Here is a 20,963-nt window from a genome sequence, read left to right as displayed (position 1 = left end):
AGAAAAGGAGAGAAAAATGGAAAATTATGAACTGCGGGCAAAAGCCCGGGAAGCATTGGCAGGCCAATGGGGAATTAATGCAATTATTACGTTATTTGTCTACATTATTACGACGGTGATTAATGGGGCTGTCACTAGATTATTTGGCTTCAATGCCACTAATTCGGATGGGCCGCTTTATCTATTAGTTACGTATGCGTTATCGATTTTTATTTTATTTGCATTCTCTTATGGGCAAAATTATATTGCATTAGAAGTAGCGAAGGGGCAAAAAGCTGAAATCGGTGATGTCTTTTCCATCTTCAATAAAAAATATTATGTGCCTATGATGATCTTTAATTTAATTAGCGAGGTGCTGAATTTCTTAATCAGCTTGATTATTTTTGTTCCAATTATGCTGATTTTTGGTTTCACCGCCTATATGTCCTTTGCCATTGGTGGCAGTACGAACGGGCTGACTCGCCTCTTGAATGACGGCGAAATCAGCACGTCAACAGCAATTATTTTTGTGGTGTTAATCTTAGCAGTGCTTGTGTTATTCTTTATTGTTTCTTATATCATTGCCGGTGTCTTCAAATTTGCTGCTTGGGCGAAGTTGGAAAATCCGGAAATGCCGACATTAAAGGCTTTATCCTATGCTTGGTATTTAATTAAGGACCGGATTGGCAAATACATTTTGATGAATCTTTCCTTCATCGGCTGGTGGATTTTCTGCATTTTCATTATTCCAGTTTTATGGGTAGTGCCGTACATCAATACTAGCTTAGCTGAATTTTACTTGAATGCTAAAAACGAACGGGACTTTATGAATGTATAATTGATTTTTAAGCAGCGTCTTCAGGGGGTTAAAGCCTTTGGAGACGTCTTTTTGTGTTAGGATAGAAGTAACAAAAATTGTTTGGAGGCTGTCGAATGAAATTAACAGTTTTAGGTTATTTAGGAGCGTATCCTTATGATGGGGATGGAACGACAGGATTTTTATTGCAATCAGGGGAGTTTAATTTATTATTGGATGCAGGTAGTGGCACACTTTTACAATTGCAAAAATATTTAGACCCGTTGGCACTGGATGTAGTCATTTTAAGCCATTATCATCACGACCATATTGCTGATTTAGGAGTGCTACAATACGATTGGCAATTAAATCCGCAGCGCAATCAGGAGAAAATTTTGCCAATTCACGGACATACAGAGGATTCATTTCACTTCAATGACTTGACGCTAGCGGGCGTCAGCCAAGGACAGCCGTATTACGAGACAGATGAGTTGAATTTAGGACCGTTTTTGGTTACATTTATGAAGACGATTCATCCAGTACCTTGTTATGCTATGCGCTTTGTTGAAAAAAGCAGCGGCAAGGTTTTGGTCTTTACCGGCGATTCCGGTTACTTGGAAAAATTTAATGATTTTGCCAAGGATGCCGATTTATTTTTGGCAGACACGTATTTATTTAAAGGCAATGAAAGGCACAAGGCCCACTTTACGTCCCTTGAAGCCGGGGAAATTGCCAAAGCGGCTCAAGTGAAACGCTTAGTCTTGACCCATTTGCCGCAATTCGGTGATTTAAAGCTTTTACAAGCGGAGGCTCAAGCAGCTGCTGGGCCACAAATTCCAGTCGAGTTGGCAGCCACTGGAAAAATTTTTGATATCTAAGCCAGTATGTTGAGCTATTGCATCTGCCTTTTATGAAGGCCGATTTTTACAATAGAGAATAATGACAAACAATTAAAATTGGAGGAATCAAACATGATTTTTGTACCAAATGAAAACATCGATCCGCGGATTAACTTGGCTATTGAAACTTATTTATTGCGGGAAATGCCATTGGATGAACCAATTTTGTTATTTTATATTAATGAACCGTCGATTATTATCGGCCGCAATCAAAATACGATAGAAGAAATCAATAAAGAATATGTTGAAGAACACGGTATTCATGTTGTTCGTCGATTGAGCGGCGGCGGGGCCGTCTATCATGATTTAGGTAATTTGAATTTTAGTTTTATTATGCCAGATGACGGAAATTCCTTTAGAGACTTTGCTAAATTAACGCAGCCGATTGTCCAAGCTCTCCACGATTTAGGTGTTGAAGGAGCACAATTGAAAGGTCGCAATGATTTAGTGATTGACGACCAAAAATTCTCCGGCAATGCGATGTATGCAACCAATGGCCGGATGTTTGCCCATGGTACGATTATGTTTGATTCGGATATTAATGAAGTGGTGAATGCCTTAAAAGTTCGCCAAGACAAAATTGAATCTAAAGGCATCAAATCGATTCGCTCACGGGTGACCAATATTAAACCATTTTTACCAGCGGATAAACAAGGGATGACAACTAAAGAGTTCCGGCAAGAAATTTTATTGAAAATTTTTGGCGTAAATGACATTGCCGATGTTAAAACCTATGATTTAACGGCAGATGACTGGAAAAAAATTGAAGAGATTTCTAATAGCATGTATCGCAACTGGGACTGGAATTATGGCAATTCACCGGCTTTCAATATTGAAAAACGTCATCGTTTTCCAATCGGTTCTGTCGAAGTGCGCTTAGATGTGGAAAGCGGCTTGATTAAAGATGCCAAAATTTATGGTGATTTCTTTGGCTTAGGAGAAATCTCCGATGTAGAAGATAAATTAATTGGTCAAAAATATGAAAAAGCGGCGATTAAAGAAATTATTGACAGTATTGATGTCAAAAAATATTTTGGGAATATCGAAGCCGAGGAATTAGTTGAGTTAATTTATTAAGCTAATGGCAACTTTTAGATAATCTGTATCATAAAAATTTTATGGCTTTGGAGTTTAATCGACTCCAAAGCTTTTTCTTTGGTGGAAGATATTCAGGCTAGAGTTCCATCCCCAACACTGAGGCTGCTTTTTTATTGCCAGCGGGGATGGAGACCACTATAATATTAAAGAAAATATCAAAAGGAAGAATGGAGCGGTCTTGTGCGCAATGAAATGATGCATCGGCCAGTGGTCAAAAAGGATTTACTGGATTTTATGAGAAACCAACAAAAACAATTACCCGGAGAACTGGGAAAAATTGAAGCGGAAGCCCATGAAGAGGAGATTCCAGTCATCCCTCATGAGACGGTGGTCTTTTTACAATTTTTATTAGGTCAGCTAAAGCCTAAAGAGATTTTGGAAATTGGCACAGCTATCGGGTTTTCCTCCAGTTTAATGGCAGAATCACTGCAAGATGGCGGTCATGTCACAACGATTGATCGTTTCGATGTGATGATTCGCAGGGCCAAAAAAACTTATGAGCGGCTAGGAAATGCCGCTAAGATCAATTTGCTAGAAGGCCAAGCTGCTGATATTTTGCCAACGTTAAGTGGTCCATACGATTTTATATTTATGGACAGTGCGAAATCAAAATATATTGAGTTTTTACCAGACTGTTTGCGACTTTTAAAAAAGGGCGGCGTCCTAATGGTGGATGATGTCTTTCAAGCTGGAACAATTTTGCAACCGATTGAAGAAATTCCTCGCGGTCAGCGGGCGATTCACCGTAAGCTAAATCAGTTTTTAAAGGTGATTATGCAGCATCCGGATTTAACCTCGACTTTACTACCTTTGGGTGATGGCGTGGTGCTGATTACAAAAGAAGCTGAGCAGGTTGAACTGCCGTCAGAAGTTGAATAGAAGGATGTGGGAACTGGCTGTGACACGAAATTTTTTCTTGAAGTCAACATAATGATAATTAAATATTAGTTTCTGTAGCCTAGTAAATCAGTGAGACTTAAAATCGTGTGCTCCTGAGTTCCAGTAGTTCCTCTTGACAATTCAACAGTAATGATTAATTTTTTTAATATTTTTAGAGAAAGCTGTGTTAACATTAGGTTCTGTTATGCTAGTACAGCTAAAAAATAAATAGCAAACAGATGAAAATGACAATTAATTTCGATTGGATTTTTCATCTGTTTTATTTTCTAGAGCATTTAATATTTACTGAACACTCAGTTTGTTAGAGCTAGCAGCTTAGTCATTTTAATATTTTTAATAACACGCATGAGATAAATAGTTAATCCCAATAAAATCTTCAAAATTTTGAAGCTGGATTTTGATGCTTATTTTCGTTGAATACGGATTATATTTTGCTTATGAAGCAAAATTAAGGAGGGAAACCATGATAATTGAGCATTTACAGAAAAGAAAAAACTTCACACCAGCAGAAAAACAATTAGCTGAGTATTTACTGTTGCATCTTGAAGAACTGGGAAACTTGACGATTGATGAGCTGGCAAAAGCTACCTTTACCAGTAAGGCGACCATTATTCGCTTTTGTAAAAAGCTCAAGCTAAAGGGTTTTATTGATTTGCAAAAGGAAATTGCCAAAGAACTTGTGGCTGGAAAGCATTTAGCAAAAATTATCGATGACGAGCCGGTTAATCAAGAAACAACTAGTGAAGAGGTCATGGGGCTGGTTCCGGCAATTTATGAGAATGCTTTGACCAATGCCCGCCTATCATTAAATAAAAATCAGCTGAAACGAATTATTAATCGTTTCAAGCATATCGAAAAATTGGATATATACGGGACTGGCATTACCTATTCGATTGCCAGTATGGCGGCATTTAAGTTTGCAACTTTGGGTGTTCCGGTGGAGGCCTTTAGTGGCTTGAATGAACATTATGTGATTGCAACGCGACAAAAGAAAAACCGATTGGCTATTTTATTATCATTTTCTGGAAACAATCCTTTGATGGCGACGACTGCCAAATATCTTAAGCAGGCGGGGGTCTTTGTGATTGGCATCGGCGATCATCCTGAAGGCGCACTGGCGCAGCAGGTGGATGAATACATTGCTTTAAGACAGAAACAATCGATTTTAAGTATGGAGGTGATGACCTCGATAACGGCGGTCAATTATGTTTTAGATATTCTATTTGTCTCTCAGCTGGTTGGCGATTATCAGCAGAATACTCAGAATTCCCTGATGGTTATCAAACAGGAACTGGCAAATAATCAACTGAATGATACTCAAGTTTCAAAAATTCAAGGGGAAACTGACAAATAATGAGACAATGTTTCAACTTTTGATTTTACTACTGTTCTCTTCAAGCCTGGATGATATAGTGAAGCTAGCTTCACCAGTTTAGTTGCATTTGAATATTTTGAGATGGAACAGCTTAGCAAAAAAAGGAGTGTTTAAAATTTGAAAACAATTCGGTTAAAAATTCCCCAATGGCAGGGAGGCAACAAGCCCAATTATGCTTTTGGTTCAGAGCTATTGACTTGGTTAGCACCAAAAAATGCCAACCATGTCGAAATTGATGTGGCAATCCCTCAATATAGTGGACCTTTAGAAAAGGAAAATGGTGTGGTTGGCCAAAGTGTTGTCGCAGCCAATATCGACTTAGTCAATGAAAAGATTCAAGAGGAGCTACCGGATAAAATTATTGCGCTTGGCGGTGATTGTCTGGTTTCTCAAGCGCCTTTTGATTATCTCCATGGAAAATACGGCGAGGACTTGGGCATCATTTGGATTGATGCCCATCCAGATATTTCCACACCAGACGTGTTCTACCATGAACATGCGATGGTGTTGGGCAATTTGCTAGCGGGAGGCGACCCGGTGCTTGCTGCCAAGGTTAAAGCGCCTTTCAAGGCAGCTGATGTGCTTTATGTCGGATTGCAGGAACCGACCAGTGATGAGAAAAAAATATTAGTGGATTTAGATTTGAACTATCAGGTACAAAAAAACGAGCGACTTTCGCCAGATGCCATTCAAAAATGGCTCAAGGAAAATCATTTTTCCAAAGTAGCGGTTCATTTTGATTTGGATGTCTTAACCCCCCATGAGTTTCGTTCCCTTTATTTTACAGAACCAGGGGTGACCGAATTTCCGTCAGAATCTGGTCAAATGAGTCTAAAGGAAGTGCAGGCAACTTTTGCAGCAATCAATGAAGTCAGTGAGATTGTGGGCTTAACCATTGCGGAATATCTGCCTTGGGATGCTGAAAATCTGCAGCAATTGCTCTCAGGAATCAGCATCTTTCAGTAAATGAAATTTAATAGACAGCAACAACCTGTTCTCTTTATTGAGGGCAGGTTGTTTTGTAATGGCTTTAGTTGATTTCCACCGCGGTAAGTATTCAAAAAGTTCCGACTACAAAAAAAGTATTTAACCTGTTCTAAATTTGGTTTTTAGAGTTTGGATATTCTTGTATGTAGAGCGTAGCTTTTATAATAGTAGAAAAAATGCAATCAGCTTTCTGTTAAAAGAGCTGATTTTCGCTTGCACAGTGGCAAAGACTTCTTTATAATGGCTAAAACTACAAGTCATTGCATTTTTAGTTGTTGGAAAAAAGGAGGAAATTTAGATGGAAGAAATGCGCCGCAGTAAACGGCAAATGGAGCAGGGGGCTATCAAAGAATTAATTGAGGCCCAACATGTGCTAAGAATTGGCCTGATTGATGAAACCTTTCCTTATGTTGTCCCAGTAAATTATGGTTATGCGTGGCAAGGAGATCAGCTTATTTTTTATATTCATGGTGCAGTCGTTGGCAAAAAAGTTCGCTTGATTGAAAAAAATCCTCATGTTTGTGTGGAAATTGATGGAAAGCATGCTCTAATTGAAACGGGAATGCGTGCCGAGGGCTATTCCTTTGCCTATGAGAGCTTTATCGGCTATGGCAAGGCAGAAATTGTGACGGATGCAACCGAAAAACTTCATGGCTTGGCTTTACTGATGCAACATGAAACGGGAAAAGCTCTGACTGAGTTTGACCCGATACCTGAAAAAATGGTGGAGCGGACAGGGATTATCAAAATTGTTATCTCTGAGTTCAGTGGCAAGCATCATCAGCTGCTGGAGAAATCAGAAGCGTAGAAAACCATGCAGCTTAGTCGTAACAAAAATTGCTGAGGATTAAAAATGCAGAATTTACAGTGATTAAAAAAGATTTTAGATTAAAAGCAAAGAAAAATTCTGACAGCAGAAAGCCTCAAATTTTGGTAGCAAAATAGATTTAGAGAGTTCTTAGGTCAGTAAAAGACAGGACTCTTTTTTTTTTGACAAAAATTGACTATAATAAGTTCAGGATTTAGTCAAGGTCATTAAGAAAGGAAAAACGATGAAATTAATTAAAGTGCACGGTTCAGAGAATGATTTTTTTATTTTGGATCAGACCCAGTTTCAACAAAAATTAACTGACAGCCAAGTCAATCAGCTGACCAAGGCGATTACACCTCGTGAGGGTGGATTAGTTGGTGGTGCAGATGGCATTTTGTTAGTCGACGATGCTAAAAACAGTCTGAGTTTAGGGCAGATGCGGGTGATTAATAATGACGGCAGTGAAGCCAGCATGTGCGGCAATGGTCTGCGGACAGTGGCCCGATATTTAGCGGAAAAGAATCAGCAGGATTCGTTTAATGTTGAAACGATGTTTGCGGATTTAAAAGTGCGTAAGGCACCAGCCCTCGGTGAAAAAATCGAGACCTATCAAGTCGAAATTTCACCGGTTAGTTTTGATTTGGCGGCTGTTCCGGCTAATCTCGAAGGTGGCCGCGTCATCAATCAAAAGATTCCTGAGCTATCTGACGAGCTGCTTTTTTCAGTGGTGGCTGTTCCCAATCCTCATCTGATCACTTTTGTCGATGAAGCGACATTAAAAGGTCCATTGCTGGAAGAAATTGCGCAAAAGGTAAATGGTGAAAATAACTTATTTCCTGATGGCGTCAATGTTAGTTTTGTCCAAGTCTTAGGGCCAAACGACATTTTTGTCAGAACTTTTGAGCGAGGTGTCGGTTTAACAAACGCCTGCGGGACAGCGATGAGCGCTAGCAGTCTGATGCATGTGTTATTAAATGAAGGTCGTTTTATGCAGCCGATTAATGTTAAAAACCCTGGCGGGATGGTGCAAACAGTCGTCCATGAAAATCCTGATGGCGGCTATTGGATGGAGCTAGTTGGTAATGCTACCAACACCCATTTAATTGAAGGGGAGCTGGACGATTTTATGCAGCAAAATTTTGATCAGCTGACGATTGTTGAAACGGATGAACAGGCAGACTACCAAAAATTTCTCAATAATATTGAAAAATAATTAAAATTTTGTTCTTGTTAACGTTTTCTATTTTCGTTATAATAATCCTCAGAGACTAACTATCTCAAATGAAAATTTGGAGGCAATTATTATTATGAATCAAGGAAAAGTGAAATGGTTTAACAATGAAAAAGGTTTCGGCTTTATCGAAACTGACGGCAGCGATGATGTATTCGTACATTTCTCAGCTATTCAAGGGGATGGCTTCAAGTCTTTAGAAGAAGGCCAAGAAGTTGAGTTTTCAATCGTTGAAGGCGCACGGGGACCGCAAGCCGCTGACGTTGTTAAATTATAATCTTTGATATTTTATAAGTGGTTGTGACACAAGTTTTTTACAGTTGAATTATCTGAATTTATTTTTTGTCTTGGCGGTCCGATGGGGCTCGGACAAACGAACCTGTTTTGTACCTATACTGATGGGGTTCAGATAATTTCATCTGTTTGAACTTATGTCCAACCACTTTCTTTATTTTCATTTTTTTCGTGAAATTCATGAAATTTCATTGAAAGAATTTATATCGCATTTATTTTACGAAAATATTTCATAGATTACAAAAGAGTTAAATAAAGTTTGTAATCAGGCCGGATTTCCTGTAGTTGATTGAAATCGGGCCTGTTTTTTGGTATCGTTTGTTAGACGTATGTAATTTACAAGGAAAAATATTCCTTTAATGAAAAAAGAAATGTGATTCACAGTCACAAGAGGAGCGAACAAATGCGAGTTTGGCAAAAGATCGTGTTGGGATTTGTCTTTGCAGTCCTTTTAGTTGTCATCGGCGGCGTGGCCTATGGTACGAAGGCGTATTATGATTTGAAAGCAACAGCATCCCAAACATATGAATCAGTAGAACGAATCTCTGAAACGAAGCGCTCTGAGGAAGTCGATTACTCCTCCTTGGAACCTATCTCAATTCTATTGATGGGTGTCGATACCGACGTGGAACGAACTGAAGAAGGCGACACCGGCCGGACCGACTCCATGATGGTAGTCACGATTAATCCAGGAACTGGTCAAACAACAATGGTCAGCATTCCCCGGGATACATTGGTGGAAATGGATTACCAATACGGCAATGTTTATATTCAGTACGATAAAATTAATGCAGCCTATGCTTATGGCGGAGCAGCTTTAGCCATGAAGACTGTCGAAGATTTATTAGATATTCCAATTGATCATTATGCAACAGTCAACATGGATGGCATGGCCGATTTAATTGACGCTGTTGGCGGTGTGACTGTCAACAATGATTTTGCCTTTGATTTAAATGGTGAACACTTTGATGAGGGTGAATTGCAATTGACTGGTAAGCGTGCGGTTGAATACGCCCGCATGCGTTACGAAGATCCTAATGGCGACTACGGCCGTCAAGAAAGACAGCGGGAAGTCTTGGAGCAATTGTTTAACCAAATTACTTCTGTTGGTACATTAAGCAATTATCAAAATCTGCTGGATGTATTAGGTGAAAATGGCAAAACTGACTTAGACTGGTCAACCATTAGCTCACTGGTTCAAAATTATACACCGGCTTTAAGCAATTTTGTGACGGATCAGCTACAAGGTGTGGATTACACTGGTGATGGTTATATCGGCGAAAGTGGTATTTCCTTCCAACAAGTGACCGAAGAAGAAATTATCCGAGTTCAAAACCTATTGAAGGAACAACTGAATGAAGCGACCATTACGGAACTGGCTTCTAATTATCCTGATTTAGAAGTTTTGGCGGATAGCTACACAACCTCCACCTATGGGACTACAAGTTCTGATACCTACACTTATGGTAACGACACCACCTATGATGATAGCACGAGCTATGGTTATTAAATTTTAAATTCTTTCCCTCTCTTCTCAAAAAGCAATTGCTTGTCGAGAAGAGAGGGAATTTTTTTGTTTTTGTAGTAGTTTTGCATAATGAAGTTTTCGAGAAACGAAGGAGTTCTTTTATCGAAATTTTGTATGGTGTTATTTGTCAGCAGCATCTGAGACTTCACAAAAAAATCGTTGCTGATATTCGCGAGACGCTGTAGAAATTTCTATAATAATCAGCAGTTTCAAAAATGCAGCTCAAGTTTAACAGTATAAAAAATGGAACCAAAGTTTAGCAGTTTAAAAAAACCGACAAAAAAATCCGCAAAGGCCCTCAGTTGTCCGAAAGTCTCTTTGCGGATATTTTTTGCTCTATCCATCACCAACATGCTGTGTCTTGTGACGGAATTTTTCTAACTTATTTGGTGGATTTCAATCTTAGATTGACCACGACTTCACAGCGGGCAGTTTGAGGAAACATATCGACTGATTGCAAATATTCCACTTGATATTTTTTGCTGAGCATAACTAAATCCCGCGCCAAGGTTGACACATTGCAGGAAATATAAACCAGCTTTTCTGGTGCGGCCTGCAAAATAGCCTGCCGCAGTTTTTCATCTAAACCAGTGCGGGGTGGGTCCACGACAATTCCCGTTGGTTTAAAGCCATTCGCCAACCATTTTGGTAGTAAATCTTCAGCCGTACCTGGTTCATAATGGGTATTGGTAACACCTAATTTTTGAGCGTTTTCTTTGGCATCCGCAATGGCTTGAGGAATCGTGTCCATCCCTCGCACTTCTTTAACCTGCTTGGCAAAGCTTAAACCGATGGTGCCGACACCGCAATAAGCATCGACGATGGTATCTGTCGCTTGCGGGTCTAGCGCCTTAATTCCTTCTTGATACAAACGATTTGTCTGTTGGGGATTTAACTGGAAGAAGGAACGAGCTGATAATTCAAAGCTGACCTCATTGATTTTTTCATGAATAGCTGGCTTGCCAAAAAGCAGCAGTGTTTCCTCACCAAAAATCAACGATGTTTTTTTGTTTTGGATATTTTGCATCACAGAAACGACTTTGCTTTGGCGTTGCGTCAACTCTCTAATTAACGGATTAACACTAGGAATTTTTTTCGAATGAGAAATCAAGACCACTTGGACTTCGCCGGTTTCAATCGCTAGCCGTACCATGATGGTTTTCAAAATACCACTGTTTTTCCGCTCATCGTAAATTGGAATTTGATACTTGTTGATTAACTGAACAACCGTGTTCATCACATCTTGGGTTGGTTGCTCCTGCACCAAACAATCGTCGATAGCCACTAGCTGATGGCTGTTCGGCTGATAAAGACCAGCTTCTGCCTTGTGTTGTTTGCCGTTATAGCGCAATTGGAATTGCGCTTTGTTGCGGTAATGCCAAGGGTCATCCATGCCAATTGTTTTGCGTAATGAATAGTTTTGGTAGCCGGCTGGTTTGAATTTTGCCAAGGCTTGTTTCAATAAGTCTACTTTGAAATCCAGCTGCCCCTGATAGCTCAAATGCTGAAGCTGACAGCCGCCGCAAGTCTCGTAAACTTTACAAGGAGGTGTAACTCGTTCCTTGCTGGCTTTATGAATTGTCAGCAGCTCGCCTTCAGCGAATTTTTCCGTTGCTTTAGTAATTTTTACTGTGACTTCCTCAGTCGGTAAAGCCTTGGGTACAAAAACAATCAACCGGTTGAAATAGCCGATCCCCTCGCCGTTGATACCCAGGCGTTTAATTTTAAGTTTTATTTGTTGGGCTTCTTTTACTACTGCCATAATTTCCCCCATAAATTCTGAAATCTAAAACAGATGCTTCAGTCAGCATTTTACCATAATTAAAAAGTTTTCTCATTTTTAATTTGCCTATGTTAGAATAGGCCAGTAGTGGAAATTTTGTAAAAAAACCTTATCAGCAGAAGGAGGAATGCAGATGATTACTGTTGTCAGCCTGCGGAAGGTCAAGGGTAATTTTTATAAAGCAGCTTTTTCAAATGGCGAGGAGCTACGGATTAGTGAAGACTTGCTAGTCCGTTATCGATTATTAAAAGGTCAGGAACTCGATGAAGTCGAATTTAATGAAATCAAAAAGAAAATCGGCTATGATATGGGCTTACAAATGGCGATGAATTATCTCAGCTACCAGATGCATTCTGAGATGGAAGTCCGCAAATACTTAAAGGAAAAAGAAATCGAAACTGCCGACCGGAATCAAATTGTTGAGACTTTAAAAGAGCTAGACGTAGTCAACGATCAAAACTTTGGGGACAGCTACATTCGCACCCAAGTACGTCTGAGTGATAAGGGCCCCGGCTATTTAAGTCAGCAATTAAAGAAAAAAGGTTTGGTGCCAGAAGTGATTGAAAATGCGCTGACCTTTTATCCTCAAAAAGAGCAATTGGCCATTGCTCTGAGAAGCGGTGAAAAGTTTTTTAAAGTGCAACGGAATAAAAGTCTGAGGGAAAGTCAACAAAAGCTTCGGCTGCAACTAATGCAAAAAGGTTTTTCCAAAGAGATTGTTAACGAGGTGCTCAGTCTCTTGGAAACTGAGCCGGATGAAGAAAGCGAGTATCAGGCTTTAGTCAGTCAGGGAGAAAAACTTTGGCGGCGTCATCAGCGTTTGGAGCCTAAAAAGCGCAATATGAAAATCAAACAAAGCCTCTATCAAAAAGGCTTTGCGTTAGATACGATTCAAATATTTTTAGATGAAAAGGAAGCTAGTGATGAAGAAAACTTTTAATAAAGGTCCCGAACTTCCTAAAGACTCTGAATGGAGTTCTTCAAAAATCCAGCAGTTTCAAAAAGACTTTTTATCATGGTACCAACAGGAAAAAAGAAATTTGCCCTGGCGAATAAATACTGATCCTTATCGGGTTTGGATTTCTGAAATTATGCTGCAGCAGACTCGGGTCGATACCGTGATTGACTATTATTATCGGTTTATGGAAAAGTTTCCGACGATTCAAGCCTTAGCAGAAGCTGATCAAGCTGAACTACTAAAAACTTGGGAGGGCTTGGGCTATTATTCAAGAGCCCGTAATCTTCAAAGTGCTGCTCAACAAATTATGGCTGAGTTTGCTGGAGAGATGCCGCAAACAGCTGCTGAGATCGCAACTTTAAAAGGAATTGGTCCGTATACAACCGGCGCAATTGCTAGCATTGCTTTCAATTTACCGGAACCGGCAATTGATGGCAATGTCATGCGGGTGGTCAGCCGTCTGTTTTGTTTGTCAGAGGATATCAGCAAGCCCAGCAGCCGTAAAGTTTTTGATGAAAAGATGCGGTTGATTATCAGTCATGAGGCCCCTGGTGATTTTAATCAAGCCTTGATGGATTTGGGTTCGGCTATTTGCACGCCTAAAAAACCTGATTGTCAGAGCTGTCCGCTTCAGCAATATTGTTTGGCTTATGCAACTCAGCAGCAGGAAAATTTCCCGGTGAAGAGTAAAAAAATTAAGCCAAAAGACGTGTATTTAGTCGCTGGGATTATCGAAAATCAAGTAGGAGAGTACCTGTTAGCCCAACGGCCCGCAGAAGGTTTAATTGCCAACATGTGGACTTTTCCAATGATTGAAGTGAGTCAAGAATTTTTTAAAGAGTTGCAGGAAAAATGGCAAGGGCCCAAAGCGAATGAGAATCAACTGACCTTGGATTTAGTGGCAGAAGCAAGCCCGGCAATTTTTCCTGATTTGCCGGTGGTCTGGCAAAAACGGCACTTTAGAGAGGTCACCCATGTCTATTCACATTTAAAATGGCATGTGTTGCCCTTTTATGGTCGAGCTTTGAAAAACTTTCCAATAGAGGGCAATGAAATGTGGGTCAATCAAGCAGCTTTTCCCGATTTTGTATTTCCAAAAGTTCAACATAAAATGATTGAAAGTTGGAAAAAGTCGTAGTTTTTTAGGAAAGTCTAGCTAGTAAGCGGAATCACAACAATCATTAGTAGGCAAAGCCGAGAATTATTGATATAATAATTCTGATATCGGTGTAATGCACACCCAACACAAGCAGTTAAGTCTGCCGAGGGAAGGGTTATAATGCGAGTTCCTAAAGAGGGCGAGTTTGTAACGATTCAAAGTTACAAGCATGACGGCAATTTGCATCGAACGTGGCGGGATACCATGGTCTTAAAAACAAGCGAGTATTCAATCATCGGCGTCAACGATCATACTTTGGTGACAGAGTCTGACGGCCGCCGCTGGGTTACTCGAGAACCAGCGATTGTTTATTTCCATCGCAAATACTGGTTCAATGTAATAGCAATGATTCGTGAAAAAGGAGTGTCGTATTATTGTAATCTGGCCTCACCTTTTCTATTAGATGAAGAAGCCTTGAAATATATTGATTATGATTTAGATATCAAAGTATTTCCTGATGGTGAAAAACGTCTTTTAGATGTAGATGAATATGAAATGCATCGTAAAAAAATGCATTATCCGCAAGATATTGACTTCATTTTAAAAGAGAACGTCAAAATTTTAGTGGATTGGATTAATAATGAACGTGGCCCCTTTAGCGAAGGCTATATTGATGTTTGGTATGACCGTTACAAGCAATTGTCGAAAAAATGAGCGAAAAAAGTTGACCTTGAGTCAACTTTTTTTAGTTTTTTAAAAGTTTTTTTATAGTTTTTATAGGCAAACCGTGTATAATAATAGATAACAATGCTAATAAATTATTTAGCCGAATAATTGCTATTTATTATACATAATAACACCGAGGATAAAGCCTATGAAAAAAAACACACGTTTGCTGCGATTAAAATTCAATTTATTTGTGACGATTCTTTGTGCTGCGACAATTTTATTAGGTTACGGCTTTGACCGAGTTTTTACGGCCAATGCCGAATCATTATTGGTGACTCAAGCGAAGACCAATGATGAAGAAGGAACAGCTGAGGCTGAGCCGGTCGCCACTAAAGAAATGGTAAAATTACAAGTGACGGCAACGGAAGATAGTACAGCCGCTAGTTCAGATAGCGGCGTTGACAATACAGACGACACAGCCAGCTATATTTCTGTTTATACTGAAGCGGATACGGCCAGTGTTATCGTCGAACAAGTTTTCACAGGAGAATGGGCGGATTATATTGGCCAAGCGGATGGTTTTATTCATATTAAAACCAATGCCGGCAATGAAGGCTACATCTTAGCTGAAAACGGTGCTGTACAGACTGTCTCTGATAAGTCTTCTAATATTTCTTTGGCAGGTGCCGTAATTGTTCTTGATCCAGGTCACGGGGGCAATGATGCCGGGGCTGTGAGCACCAATGAACAATTTTATGAAAAAGATTTAACGCTAGCAACAGCTGAAGTCATTAAAGCCGCATTGGAAGAAAAAGGTGCGACGGTGTATTTGACCCGCTCTGATGATACTTACGTGAGCTTGGATGATCGAGTACAAAAGGGAATTGATGAAAATGCAGATATTTTTATCAGCCTCCACTATGACAGTTTTGATACGGCCAATACCATGTCCGGCTATACTTCTTATTACTACTATGAAAACGAAGAAGCTTTAGCCAAAGATGTTAATTCTGGTTTGACCAGCAGCATCAATGCCTTAAGCAATATCGGGGTGCGGACTGAAAACTTTGAGGTTATTCGCGAAACGCCTTATCCATCTTTATTATTGGAGTTGGGTTATATCAATACGTATGCAGACTTATTATCGATTACGAATGAAGAATATTATGATCAAGTCGCCAGCGGTATTGTCTCTGGTTTGGAGAAATATTTTCAAGGTTAATTCAAAAGCCTAGAAACTTTTTAAAGTTACTAGGCTTTTTTGCTTGTCTGCAGAAAAACTCCCAGCTGCTATAGATTTTAAAAAGATAAAGTATTGGCAGAAATTATTTGCTATGACAAGCAGTTCATCCAAATAAAAAAATCCTACTTAAGCAGGATTTTTTTCAATAGAGTTCATGCTATGCTGAATTCTAATTTATGGGCTAACAAGAATTATTCTTCAGAAAAGAATTTTTTCATTGCCAGATGGGGCATGTCAGCGTCGATAAATTCTTCGCCGAAACTGTGATAACCTAAGTTTTCGTAAAATGAGATGGCCGTTTTTTGTGCGCCTAATTCAATTTCTTTGAAGCCTTGCTCTTGAGAGAATCTTTCAGCTTCAGCAATTAAAGCTTTACCCAAGCCTAATTGGCGATATGGTTTTGAAACCGCCATGCGCTGTAGTTTCAAAGTTGTTGGTGAAATTGGTAGTAAGCGCAGGGTGGCCATCGCTTGATTTTCGTCATTGTACATGACGAAATGGACTGCTAAAGCTTCGTCTTTATCGATTTCCCTTTCAAAAGGCACGCCCTGTTCCTTCATAAAAACTTCGTTGCGAATTTTTAAAGCGTCTAAATAGATGGGACTCATGGTATCTTTGGAGTGGAGAATTTTCATGGTAAGCCTCGATTCAATTCAATTTTTTTCTATTTTAGCAAATCTTTGCGAATTCTGCTCGTTGGATTACTTTTTGAGAAGCTTTTTTTTAAGATTTCAGCTATAATCGAAAAGATACCTGATTTTTATCAGCAGTTTATTAAGATATCATTTATATAAGGAGGATGGAAATTTGTTTGATAAATTTCGCCAGTCGAAACTATTTTTTTGGTCAGTGGAAATGCTCGTAGTGGCAACATTAATTTTTGTTTTAGCGAATCTAAACTTTCTCTACGGACCTATTGGGACTTTCTTCTCAACGTTATTTGCGCCATTATTGACGGCAGGTTTTCTCTATTACCTACTAAATCCCGTCGTGGAACTTTTGGAAAAATTCCACATCAAGCGGACTTTAGCAGTGGTGATTATGCTGTTAGTTCTTTTAGGGGCGATTATTTTAATCTTATTCAGTGTGATTCCGAGCTTGATTAATCAGCTGGCTCAATTGTCGGCGAGTCTGCCGAGCTTTATTCGCCAATTGGAGACTTGGGTCAATGATTTTGCGAGTACACCACTGATGCAAAACCTAGATTTAAGCAGCTATTTGGATCAGTTGAATTTATCTTATGGTTCAATTATCCAACAGTTTGTCAGCAGTCTATCTAGCAGTTTAGGCTCATTAGTGTCGGCAATCGCTTCAGCGACGGTGCTGATTATCACCGTGCCTTTTGTTTTGTTCTATATGTTAAAAGATGGCAAACGTTTTGCGCCAAGCATCCAGAAGGTTTTTCCAGAAAAGCGCCAAACGCAAATTATGGAATTATTAGGCCAATTGAATAAAACTTTGTCCAATTATATTAGCGGACAAGCAATTGAGTGTCTCTTTGTTGGGACTTTTACCTTTTTAGGCTATTGGCTAATTGGTGTCGATTACGCCTTTTTATTCGGTGTCATTGCCGGCTTAACGAATTTGATTCCATACTTAGGTCCATACATCGGTTTAGCACCGGCCGTAGTGGTCACAGTGTTTGATTCACCAATTCGTGCGTTACTATGCTGTGTTGTTGTTTTAATTGTTCAGCAGGTGGACGGTAATGTAATTTATCCAAATGTGATTGGTAAATCTTTAGCCATCCATCCCTTGACAATTATTTTGATTTTATTGGTGGCCGGAAATCTAGCGGGATTACTTGGTATTTTCTTGGGGGTTCCTTTTTACGCTATCTGCCGGACGATTGTTATTTTTGTGATTCGAATGTTTAGAGACAGCAAGACCAAGCAGGCTGCTGACCAAATACAATTATAGTTTCAGATATTGCCAAAAAAATCGCTTTATGATAAAGTTTTATCGTGGGTATAACCCACGATTTTTTTTGAATAGGAGAAATGTATTATGAATGCTGACCCTGATAGTCAGTCGATTGTTTTTCAAATCCTTTTATTAATTGTCTTAACCTTGATAAATGCCTTTTTAGCGGCTTCTGAAATTGCCGTGGTATCGATTAATAAAAATCGGGTGGAACAAAAGGCTGAAGAAGGCAATAAAAAATCCCAGAAATTATTAAAAATCCTAGATAATCCGACAAATTTCTTATCCACCATCCAAGTCGGTATTACACTGGTCAACATCTTGTCAGGGGCCTCTCTGGCAGATAATTTGACGTCACGTTTAGCACCAATTTTAGGCGGCGGCACAGCGGCCCGCAGCATCGCAAACATCATTGTTTTGGCAATTTTGACTTACGTCTCAATCGTTTTTGGGGAATTATATCCAAAACGAATTGCTTTAAACAAATCAGAAGAGGTGGCGCAATTTACCTCTGGCGTGATTCGCGTGGTGGGAATTATCGCTAAACCCTTCGTGTGGTTGCTTTCAGCCTCCACTAGTTTGCTAGCCCGCATCACTCCGATGGACTTCGATGATGAAGATTCCAAGATGACCCGGGATGAAATGCGCTACATGCTGGAAACAGAAGGCGTTTTAGACAACGACGAATTGGAAATGCTGCAGGGTGTGTTCTCTTTGGATACCAAAGTGGCGCGGGAAGTTATGGTGCCCCGGACCGATGCCTTTATGTTAGACATTGAAGACGATGTCAAAGAAAATATTGAAAAAGCTTTAAATGAAAACTTTTCCCGTATTCCTCTTTACCAAGAGGATAAGGATAAGGTCATCGGTATTTTGCACACGAAAAACTTATTAAAGGCTGGTTATAGACTGGGCTTTGATAATCTTGATTTGCGCAAAGTCATGCAGGAACCTTTGTTTGTACCGGAAACAATCTTTATCGATGATTTACTGTATGAATTGAAGAAAACGCAAAATCAAATGGCCGTACTCTTAGATGAATATGGCGGTGTCGTTGGTTTGGCTACTCTAGAAGACTTATTAGAAGAAATCGTCGGCGAAATCGACGATGAATCTGATGAAGTTGAAAAACTCTACGAAAAAGTCGGCGAAAAAGAATATTTGGTTCAGGGCCGTATGCTGATTGACGAATTCAATGAAGAATTTGAAACTGATTTGCATATGAGCGATGTAGATACGATGGCCGGTTATTTGATTACGGCTCTTGGAACAATTCCCGATGCCGGCGAAAAATTATCCTTTGACATTGACAACCTGACTTTAATCAGCGAGGAAATGGACGGCTCTCGAATTCGCAAATTGCGGGTCATCTTCCACGATGAAGAGGAACAACCAACGGAACCGGAGGAAGAACGCCGCTTGTTCCGTAAAGAATTTGAAGAGGATGAACCTCGTCGTTAATTTAACAATTTTCAATTTTAGACATCTCAGCTAGTTGCTGGGATGTTTTTTTAATTTCTAAGGGATTATAAAATATCAGAAGTAACGAGCCAAGTTTACCAAGGCTGCCGCTTCTTTTTGCCGGTGAGTTAGTTAATGCTTGTTCGAAAAAAACTCCAGGGAGTCAATTCAAATCTTTAGAACTGAGTCTAAATTTCAAAAAGCCCTACTGGAGTTTTAGTTAATTTGTCTTATTCTTTTGCTAATAATTCTTTTGTCAGTCGTTGGGCTGTCGGCGTCATTGCCAGACCGCCTTCAGCAGTTTCTTTAAAGATGCTTGGCATCTGCCGGCCAACGCGATACATCGCTTCAACGACTTCGTCAGGCGGAATAACACTTTCGATGCCAGCTAAAGCCATATCAGCGGAGATAAAGGCCTGCGAGGAGCCCAAGGCGTTTCGTTTAACGCAGGGAACCTCAACTAGTCCGGCAACGGGATCACAGATTAAGCCCATCATATTTTTCAAAGTAATCGCCACCGCTTGGGCTGCTTGGTGAGGTGTGCCACCATTGGCCTGCACGAGTGCCGCTGCCGCCATGGCACTGGCGGAACCGACCTCGGCTTGGCAGCCGCCTTCAGCCCCGGAGATGGAGGCATTGTTGGCGATGACTAAACCAAAAGCGCCTGCTGTAAAAAGAAAATCAATTTGCTGGCTGCGGGATAAGTTAAGGCGCTCCCGGCACGCCATTAAGACACCCGGGACAACGCCAGCGCTGCCGGCAGTTGGTGTTGCACAAATCAAGCCCATCTTAGCATTGACTTCGTTCACCGCAATTGCATTTCTAACAGCAGTCAAAATAGTTTCACCGCTGAGGAAATTGCCTTCAGCGAGATAATTATTCATCTTAGTTGCATCGCCACCAGTTAAACCCGTTACCGAGGTCACGCCGGCAACTCCTTCGTCAATCGATTGTTCCATCACGACAAGATTTCTTTCCATCAATTCAATAATTTCTTCTCGGCTGCGGCCGCTTAACTTGATTTCAGTTTCAATCATCAGCTCACTGATGCTAGGATAATTTTGACTTTGCTCGACTAAATCTTCAATACTATAAAACATGCGACTCCTCCTTAACCGAAATACGAGGCACTAAAAACATGCTCGAGATTTTGAATTTTGCTTAGGACTTCTTCATTACGCTCATCGGTTTCAATCACCATGATGGCTCGCTCGCCAACCGCTTCTCTGGTAACGGTCATCGTCCCGATATTGACGTTGGCATCACAGAAAAATTGACTGACATGAGCAATCATCCCCGGCAAATCCTGATGTACAATGATAAACGTCGGCACACCTAAAGACAGTGACAGCTTAAAGCCATTGACTTCAGAAATTTGAATATTGCCGCCGCCAATCGAAATGCCTGTGACAGTCAAAACATGACTGCCTTTGGTCAACTTTATCTGCACCATATTGGGATGTTCGGCCTGCTCCTGTTTTGGAACAAAGAGAACCTCCATCCCCGCTTCAAAGGCCAGCTTTAACGAATCGCTCAGCTGAGGATCATCTGGCTCCATACCTAAAAGCCCACCCACTAAAGCAATGTCAGTGCCATGCCCCCGATAGGTTTTAGCAAAAGATTCATATAAGTAAATATCAACAGAATCCGGCTGTTCCCCGAAAATTTTGCGGACGACTTTTCCGATGCGGGCAGCACCGGCAGTATGGGAGCTACTGGGCCCAATCATAATTGGCCCAATGATATCAAAAACACTATTATATTTTAATTGTTCCATTAGACTTAACCTCTTTTTAGTTTAATAAAAATTGGATTGTTATTCAGTTAGTTATTATAACACGCCAGAACAAATCATTCGCCATTATGAAAGTTCCTTTATTGATTTGTTTAGAATTTCTCACAAAATAAAGGAAACAGGCTGGGTTTCTT

20 protein-coding genes are annotated in these 20,963 nt (G+C 40.1%); 16 read left to right on the top strand and 4 right to left on the bottom strand.

What is annotated here, in order from left to right; translation table 11 throughout:
- The first annotated feature begins 16 nt into the window (after nt 1-16).
- The 10 genes from ACYSNU_RS17110 (at nt 17) to ACYSNU_RS17065 (ending at nt 9,880) form a co-directional block, all read left to right on the top strand.
- Nucleotides 17-817: a DUF975 family protein gene (locus tag ACYSNU_RS17110; protein WP_461738377.1), complete on the top strand. Its 801-nt coding sequence runs from the start codon at nt 17-19 to the stop codon at nt 815-817.
- 95 nt (nt 818-912) lie between these two features.
- Nucleotides 913-1,653, top strand: coding sequence for an MBL fold metallo-hydrolase (locus ACYSNU_RS17105; RefSeq protein ID WP_461738376.1), 741 nt, complete (start codon nt 913-915; stop codon nt 1,651-1,653).
- Nucleotides 1,654-1,746: 93 nt separating this feature from the next.
- The gene (locus ACYSNU_RS17100; protein ID WP_461738375.1) at nt 1,747-2,751 is read left to right on the top strand and encodes a lipoate--protein ligase; all 1,005 of its coding nucleotides are present in this window, start codon (nt 1,747-1,749) and stop codon (nt 2,749-2,751) included.
- Between the two features lie 201 nt (nt 2,752-2,952).
- On the top strand, nt 2,953-3,651 hold the full coding sequence (locus ACYSNU_RS17095) for an O-methyltransferase (RefSeq protein ID WP_265458813.1): 699 nt from the start codon (nt 2,953-2,955) through the stop codon (nt 3,649-3,651).
- 484 nt (nt 3,652-4,135) lie between these two features.
- Nucleotides 4,136-5,026: a MurR/RpiR family transcriptional regulator gene (locus tag ACYSNU_RS17090; protein ID WP_461738374.1), complete on the top strand. Its 891-nt coding sequence runs from the start codon at nt 4,136-4,138 to the stop codon at nt 5,024-5,026.
- A 138-nt stretch (nt 5,027-5,164) separates the two neighbouring features.
- Complete coding sequence (locus ACYSNU_RS17085; RefSeq protein ID WP_461738373.1) at nt 5,165-6,013, top strand: arginase family protein; 849 nt, start codon at nt 5,165-5,167, stop codon at nt 6,011-6,013.
- Between the two features lie 319 nt (nt 6,014-6,332).
- A complete protein-coding gene (locus tag ACYSNU_RS17080) occupies nt 6,333-6,842 on the top strand; it encodes a pyridoxamine 5'-phosphate oxidase family protein (RefSeq protein WP_461738372.1) in 510 nt (169 codons plus the stop codon).
- 244 nt (nt 6,843-7,086) lie between these two features.
- Nucleotides 7,087-8,058, top strand: coding sequence for a diaminopimelate epimerase (gene dapF / locus ACYSNU_RS17075; RefSeq protein ID WP_461738371.1), 972 nt, complete (start codon nt 7,087-7,089; stop codon nt 8,056-8,058).
- A 94-nt stretch (nt 8,059-8,152) separates the two neighbouring features.
- Complete coding sequence (cspD, locus tag ACYSNU_RS17070) at nt 8,153-8,353, top strand: cold-shock protein CspD (RefSeq protein WP_265458821.1); 201 nt, start codon at nt 8,153-8,155, stop codon at nt 8,351-8,353.
- Between the two features lie 420 nt (nt 8,354-8,773).
- Nucleotides 8,774-9,880: an LCP family glycopolymer transferase gene (locus tag ACYSNU_RS17065; protein WP_461738370.1), complete on the top strand. Its 1,107-nt coding sequence runs from the start codon at nt 8,774-8,776 to the stop codon at nt 9,878-9,880.
- Between the two features lie 400 nt (nt 9,881-10,280).
- Here ACYSNU_RS17065 and rlmD read toward each other — a convergent pair whose 3' ends face one another.
- Complete coding sequence (gene rlmD, locus ACYSNU_RS17060) at nt 10,281-11,660, bottom strand: 23S rRNA (uracil(1939)-C(5))-methyltransferase RlmD (protein WP_461738369.1); 1,380 nt, start codon at nt 11,658-11,660, stop codon at nt 10,281-10,283.
- A gap of 154 nt (nt 11,661-11,814) precedes the next feature.
- Between rlmD and recX the strand changes: the two genes are divergently transcribed.
- The 4 genes from recX (at nt 11,815) to ACYSNU_RS17040 (ending at nt 15,629) form a co-directional block, all read left to right on the top strand.
- Nucleotides 11,815-12,621 carry a recombination regulator RecX gene (gene recX, locus ACYSNU_RS17055; protein WP_461738368.1) on the top strand — a complete coding sequence of 269 codons (807 nt, stop codon included), beginning with the start codon at nt 11,815-11,817 and terminating at the stop codon, nt 12,619-12,621.
- The gene (gene mutY / locus ACYSNU_RS17050; RefSeq protein WP_461738367.1) at nt 12,605-13,777 is read left to right on the top strand and encodes an A/G-specific adenine glycosylase; all 1,173 of its coding nucleotides are present in this window, start codon (nt 12,605-12,607) and stop codon (nt 13,775-13,777) included. The genes recX and mutY overlap by 17 nt, the downstream gene beginning before the upstream one ends.
- A gap of 141 nt (nt 13,778-13,918) precedes the next feature.
- Complete coding sequence (gene ntdP, locus ACYSNU_RS17045) at nt 13,919-14,452, top strand: nucleoside tri-diphosphate phosphatase (RefSeq protein ID WP_265458833.1); 534 nt, start codon at nt 13,919-13,921, stop codon at nt 14,450-14,452.
- Between the two features lie 160 nt (nt 14,453-14,612).
- Nucleotides 14,613-15,629, top strand: coding sequence for an N-acetylmuramoyl-L-alanine amidase (locus ACYSNU_RS17040; protein ID WP_461738366.1), 1,017 nt, complete (start codon nt 14,613-14,615; stop codon nt 15,627-15,629).
- A gap of 212 nt (nt 15,630-15,841) precedes the next feature.
- Here the strand turns inward: ACYSNU_RS17040 and ACYSNU_RS17035 are convergent, their stop codons facing one another.
- The gene (locus tag ACYSNU_RS17035) at nt 15,842-16,285 is read right to left on the bottom strand and encodes a GNAT family N-acetyltransferase (protein WP_461738365.1); all 444 of its coding nucleotides are present in this window, start codon (nt 16,283-16,285) and stop codon (nt 15,842-15,844) included.
- 172 nt (nt 16,286-16,457) lie between these two features.
- On the opposite strand from ACYSNU_RS17035, the gene ACYSNU_RS17030 reads away from it, so the two are divergent.
- On the top strand, nt 16,458-17,570 hold the full coding sequence (locus ACYSNU_RS17030; protein ID WP_461738364.1) for an AI-2E family transporter: 1,113 nt from the start codon (nt 16,458-16,460) through the stop codon (nt 17,568-17,570).
- Nucleotides 17,571-17,657: 87 nt separating this feature from the next.
- Entirely contained in the window at nt 17,658-19,034 is a 1,377-nt protein-coding gene (locus tag ACYSNU_RS17025) for a hemolysin family protein (RefSeq protein ID WP_461738363.1), read from the top strand.
- A 230-nt stretch (nt 19,035-19,264) separates the two neighbouring features.
- On the opposite strand, the gene sdaAA is transcribed toward ACYSNU_RS17025, so the two are convergent.
- Together sdaAA and sdaAB are read right to left on the bottom strand one after the other, a co-directional pair.
- On the bottom strand, nt 19,265-20,134 hold the full coding sequence (gene sdaAA, locus ACYSNU_RS17020) for an L-serine ammonia-lyase, iron-sulfur-dependent, subunit alpha (RefSeq protein ID WP_461738362.1): 870 nt from the start codon (nt 20,132-20,134) through the stop codon (nt 19,265-19,267).
- Nucleotides 20,135-20,145: 11 nt separating this feature from the next.
- Complete coding sequence (gene sdaAB / locus ACYSNU_RS17015; protein ID WP_461738361.1) at nt 20,146-20,811, bottom strand: L-serine ammonia-lyase, iron-sulfur-dependent subunit beta; 666 nt, start codon at nt 20,809-20,811, stop codon at nt 20,146-20,148.
- Nucleotides 20,812-20,963: the final 152 nt, after the last annotated feature.

The organism is Enterococcus sp. LJL120, assembly GCF_054871765.1.
This window is presented reverse-complemented; position numbering and strand designations above follow the sequence as displayed.

Bases quoted from the DNA above. Each gene is read 5' to 3' on its own strand.
- ACYSNU_RS17110 (WP_461738377.1), top strand. From the start codon at position 17: ATGGAAAATTATGAACTGCGGGCAAAAGCCCGGGAAGCATTGGCAGGC.
- ACYSNU_RS17105 (WP_461738376.1), top strand. From the start codon at position 913: ATGAAATTAACAGTTTTAGGTTATTTAGGAGCGTATCCTTATGATGGG.
- ACYSNU_RS17100 (WP_461738375.1), top strand. From the start codon at position 1,747: ATGATTTTTGTACCAAATGAAAACATCGATCCGCGGATTAACTTGGCT.
- ACYSNU_RS17090 (WP_461738374.1), top strand. From the start codon at position 4,136: ATGATAATTGAGCATTTACAGAAAAGAAAAAACTTCACACCAGCAGAA.
- ACYSNU_RS17080 (WP_461738372.1), top strand. From the start codon at position 6,333: ATGGAAGAAATGCGCCGCAGTAAACGGCAAATGGAGCAGGGGGCTATC.
- dapF (WP_461738371.1), top strand. From the start codon at position 7,087: ATGAAATTAATTAAAGTGCACGGTTCAGAGAATGATTTTTTTATTTTG.
- cspD (WP_265458821.1), top strand. From the start codon at position 8,153: ATGAATCAAGGAAAAGTGAAATGGTTTAACAATGAAAAAGGTTTCGGC.
- ACYSNU_RS17065 (WP_461738370.1), top strand. From the start codon at position 8,774: ATGCGAGTTTGGCAAAAGATCGTGTTGGGATTTGTCTTTGCAGTCCTT.
- rlmD (WP_461738369.1), bottom strand. From the start codon at position 11,660: ATGGCAGTAGTAAAAGAAGCCCAACAAATAAAACTTAAAATTAAACGC.
- recX (WP_461738368.1), top strand. From the start codon at position 11,815: ATGATTACTGTTGTCAGCCTGCGGAAGGTCAAGGGTAATTTTTATAAA.
- mutY (WP_461738367.1), top strand. From the start codon at position 12,605: ATGAAGAAAACTTTTAATAAAGGTCCCGAACTTCCTAAAGACTCTGAA.
- ntdP (WP_265458833.1), top strand. From the start codon at position 13,919: ATGCGAGTTCCTAAAGAGGGCGAGTTTGTAACGATTCAAAGTTACAAG.
- ACYSNU_RS17040 (WP_461738366.1), top strand. From the start codon at position 14,613: ATGAAAAAAAACACACGTTTGCTGCGATTAAAATTCAATTTATTTGTG.
- ACYSNU_RS17035 (WP_461738365.1), bottom strand. From the start codon at position 16,285: ATGAAAATTCTCCACTCCAAAGATACCATGAGTCCCATCTATTTAGAC.
- ACYSNU_RS17025 (WP_461738363.1), top strand. From the start codon at position 17,658: ATGAATGCTGACCCTGATAGTCAGTCGATTGTTTTTCAAATCCTTTTA.
- sdaAA (WP_461738362.1), bottom strand. From the start codon at position 20,134: ATGTTTTATAGTATTGAAGATTTAGTCGAGCAAAGTCAAAATTATCCT.
- sdaAB (WP_461738361.1), bottom strand. From the start codon at position 20,811: ATGGAACAATTAAAATATAATAGTGTTTTTGATATCATTGGGCCAATT.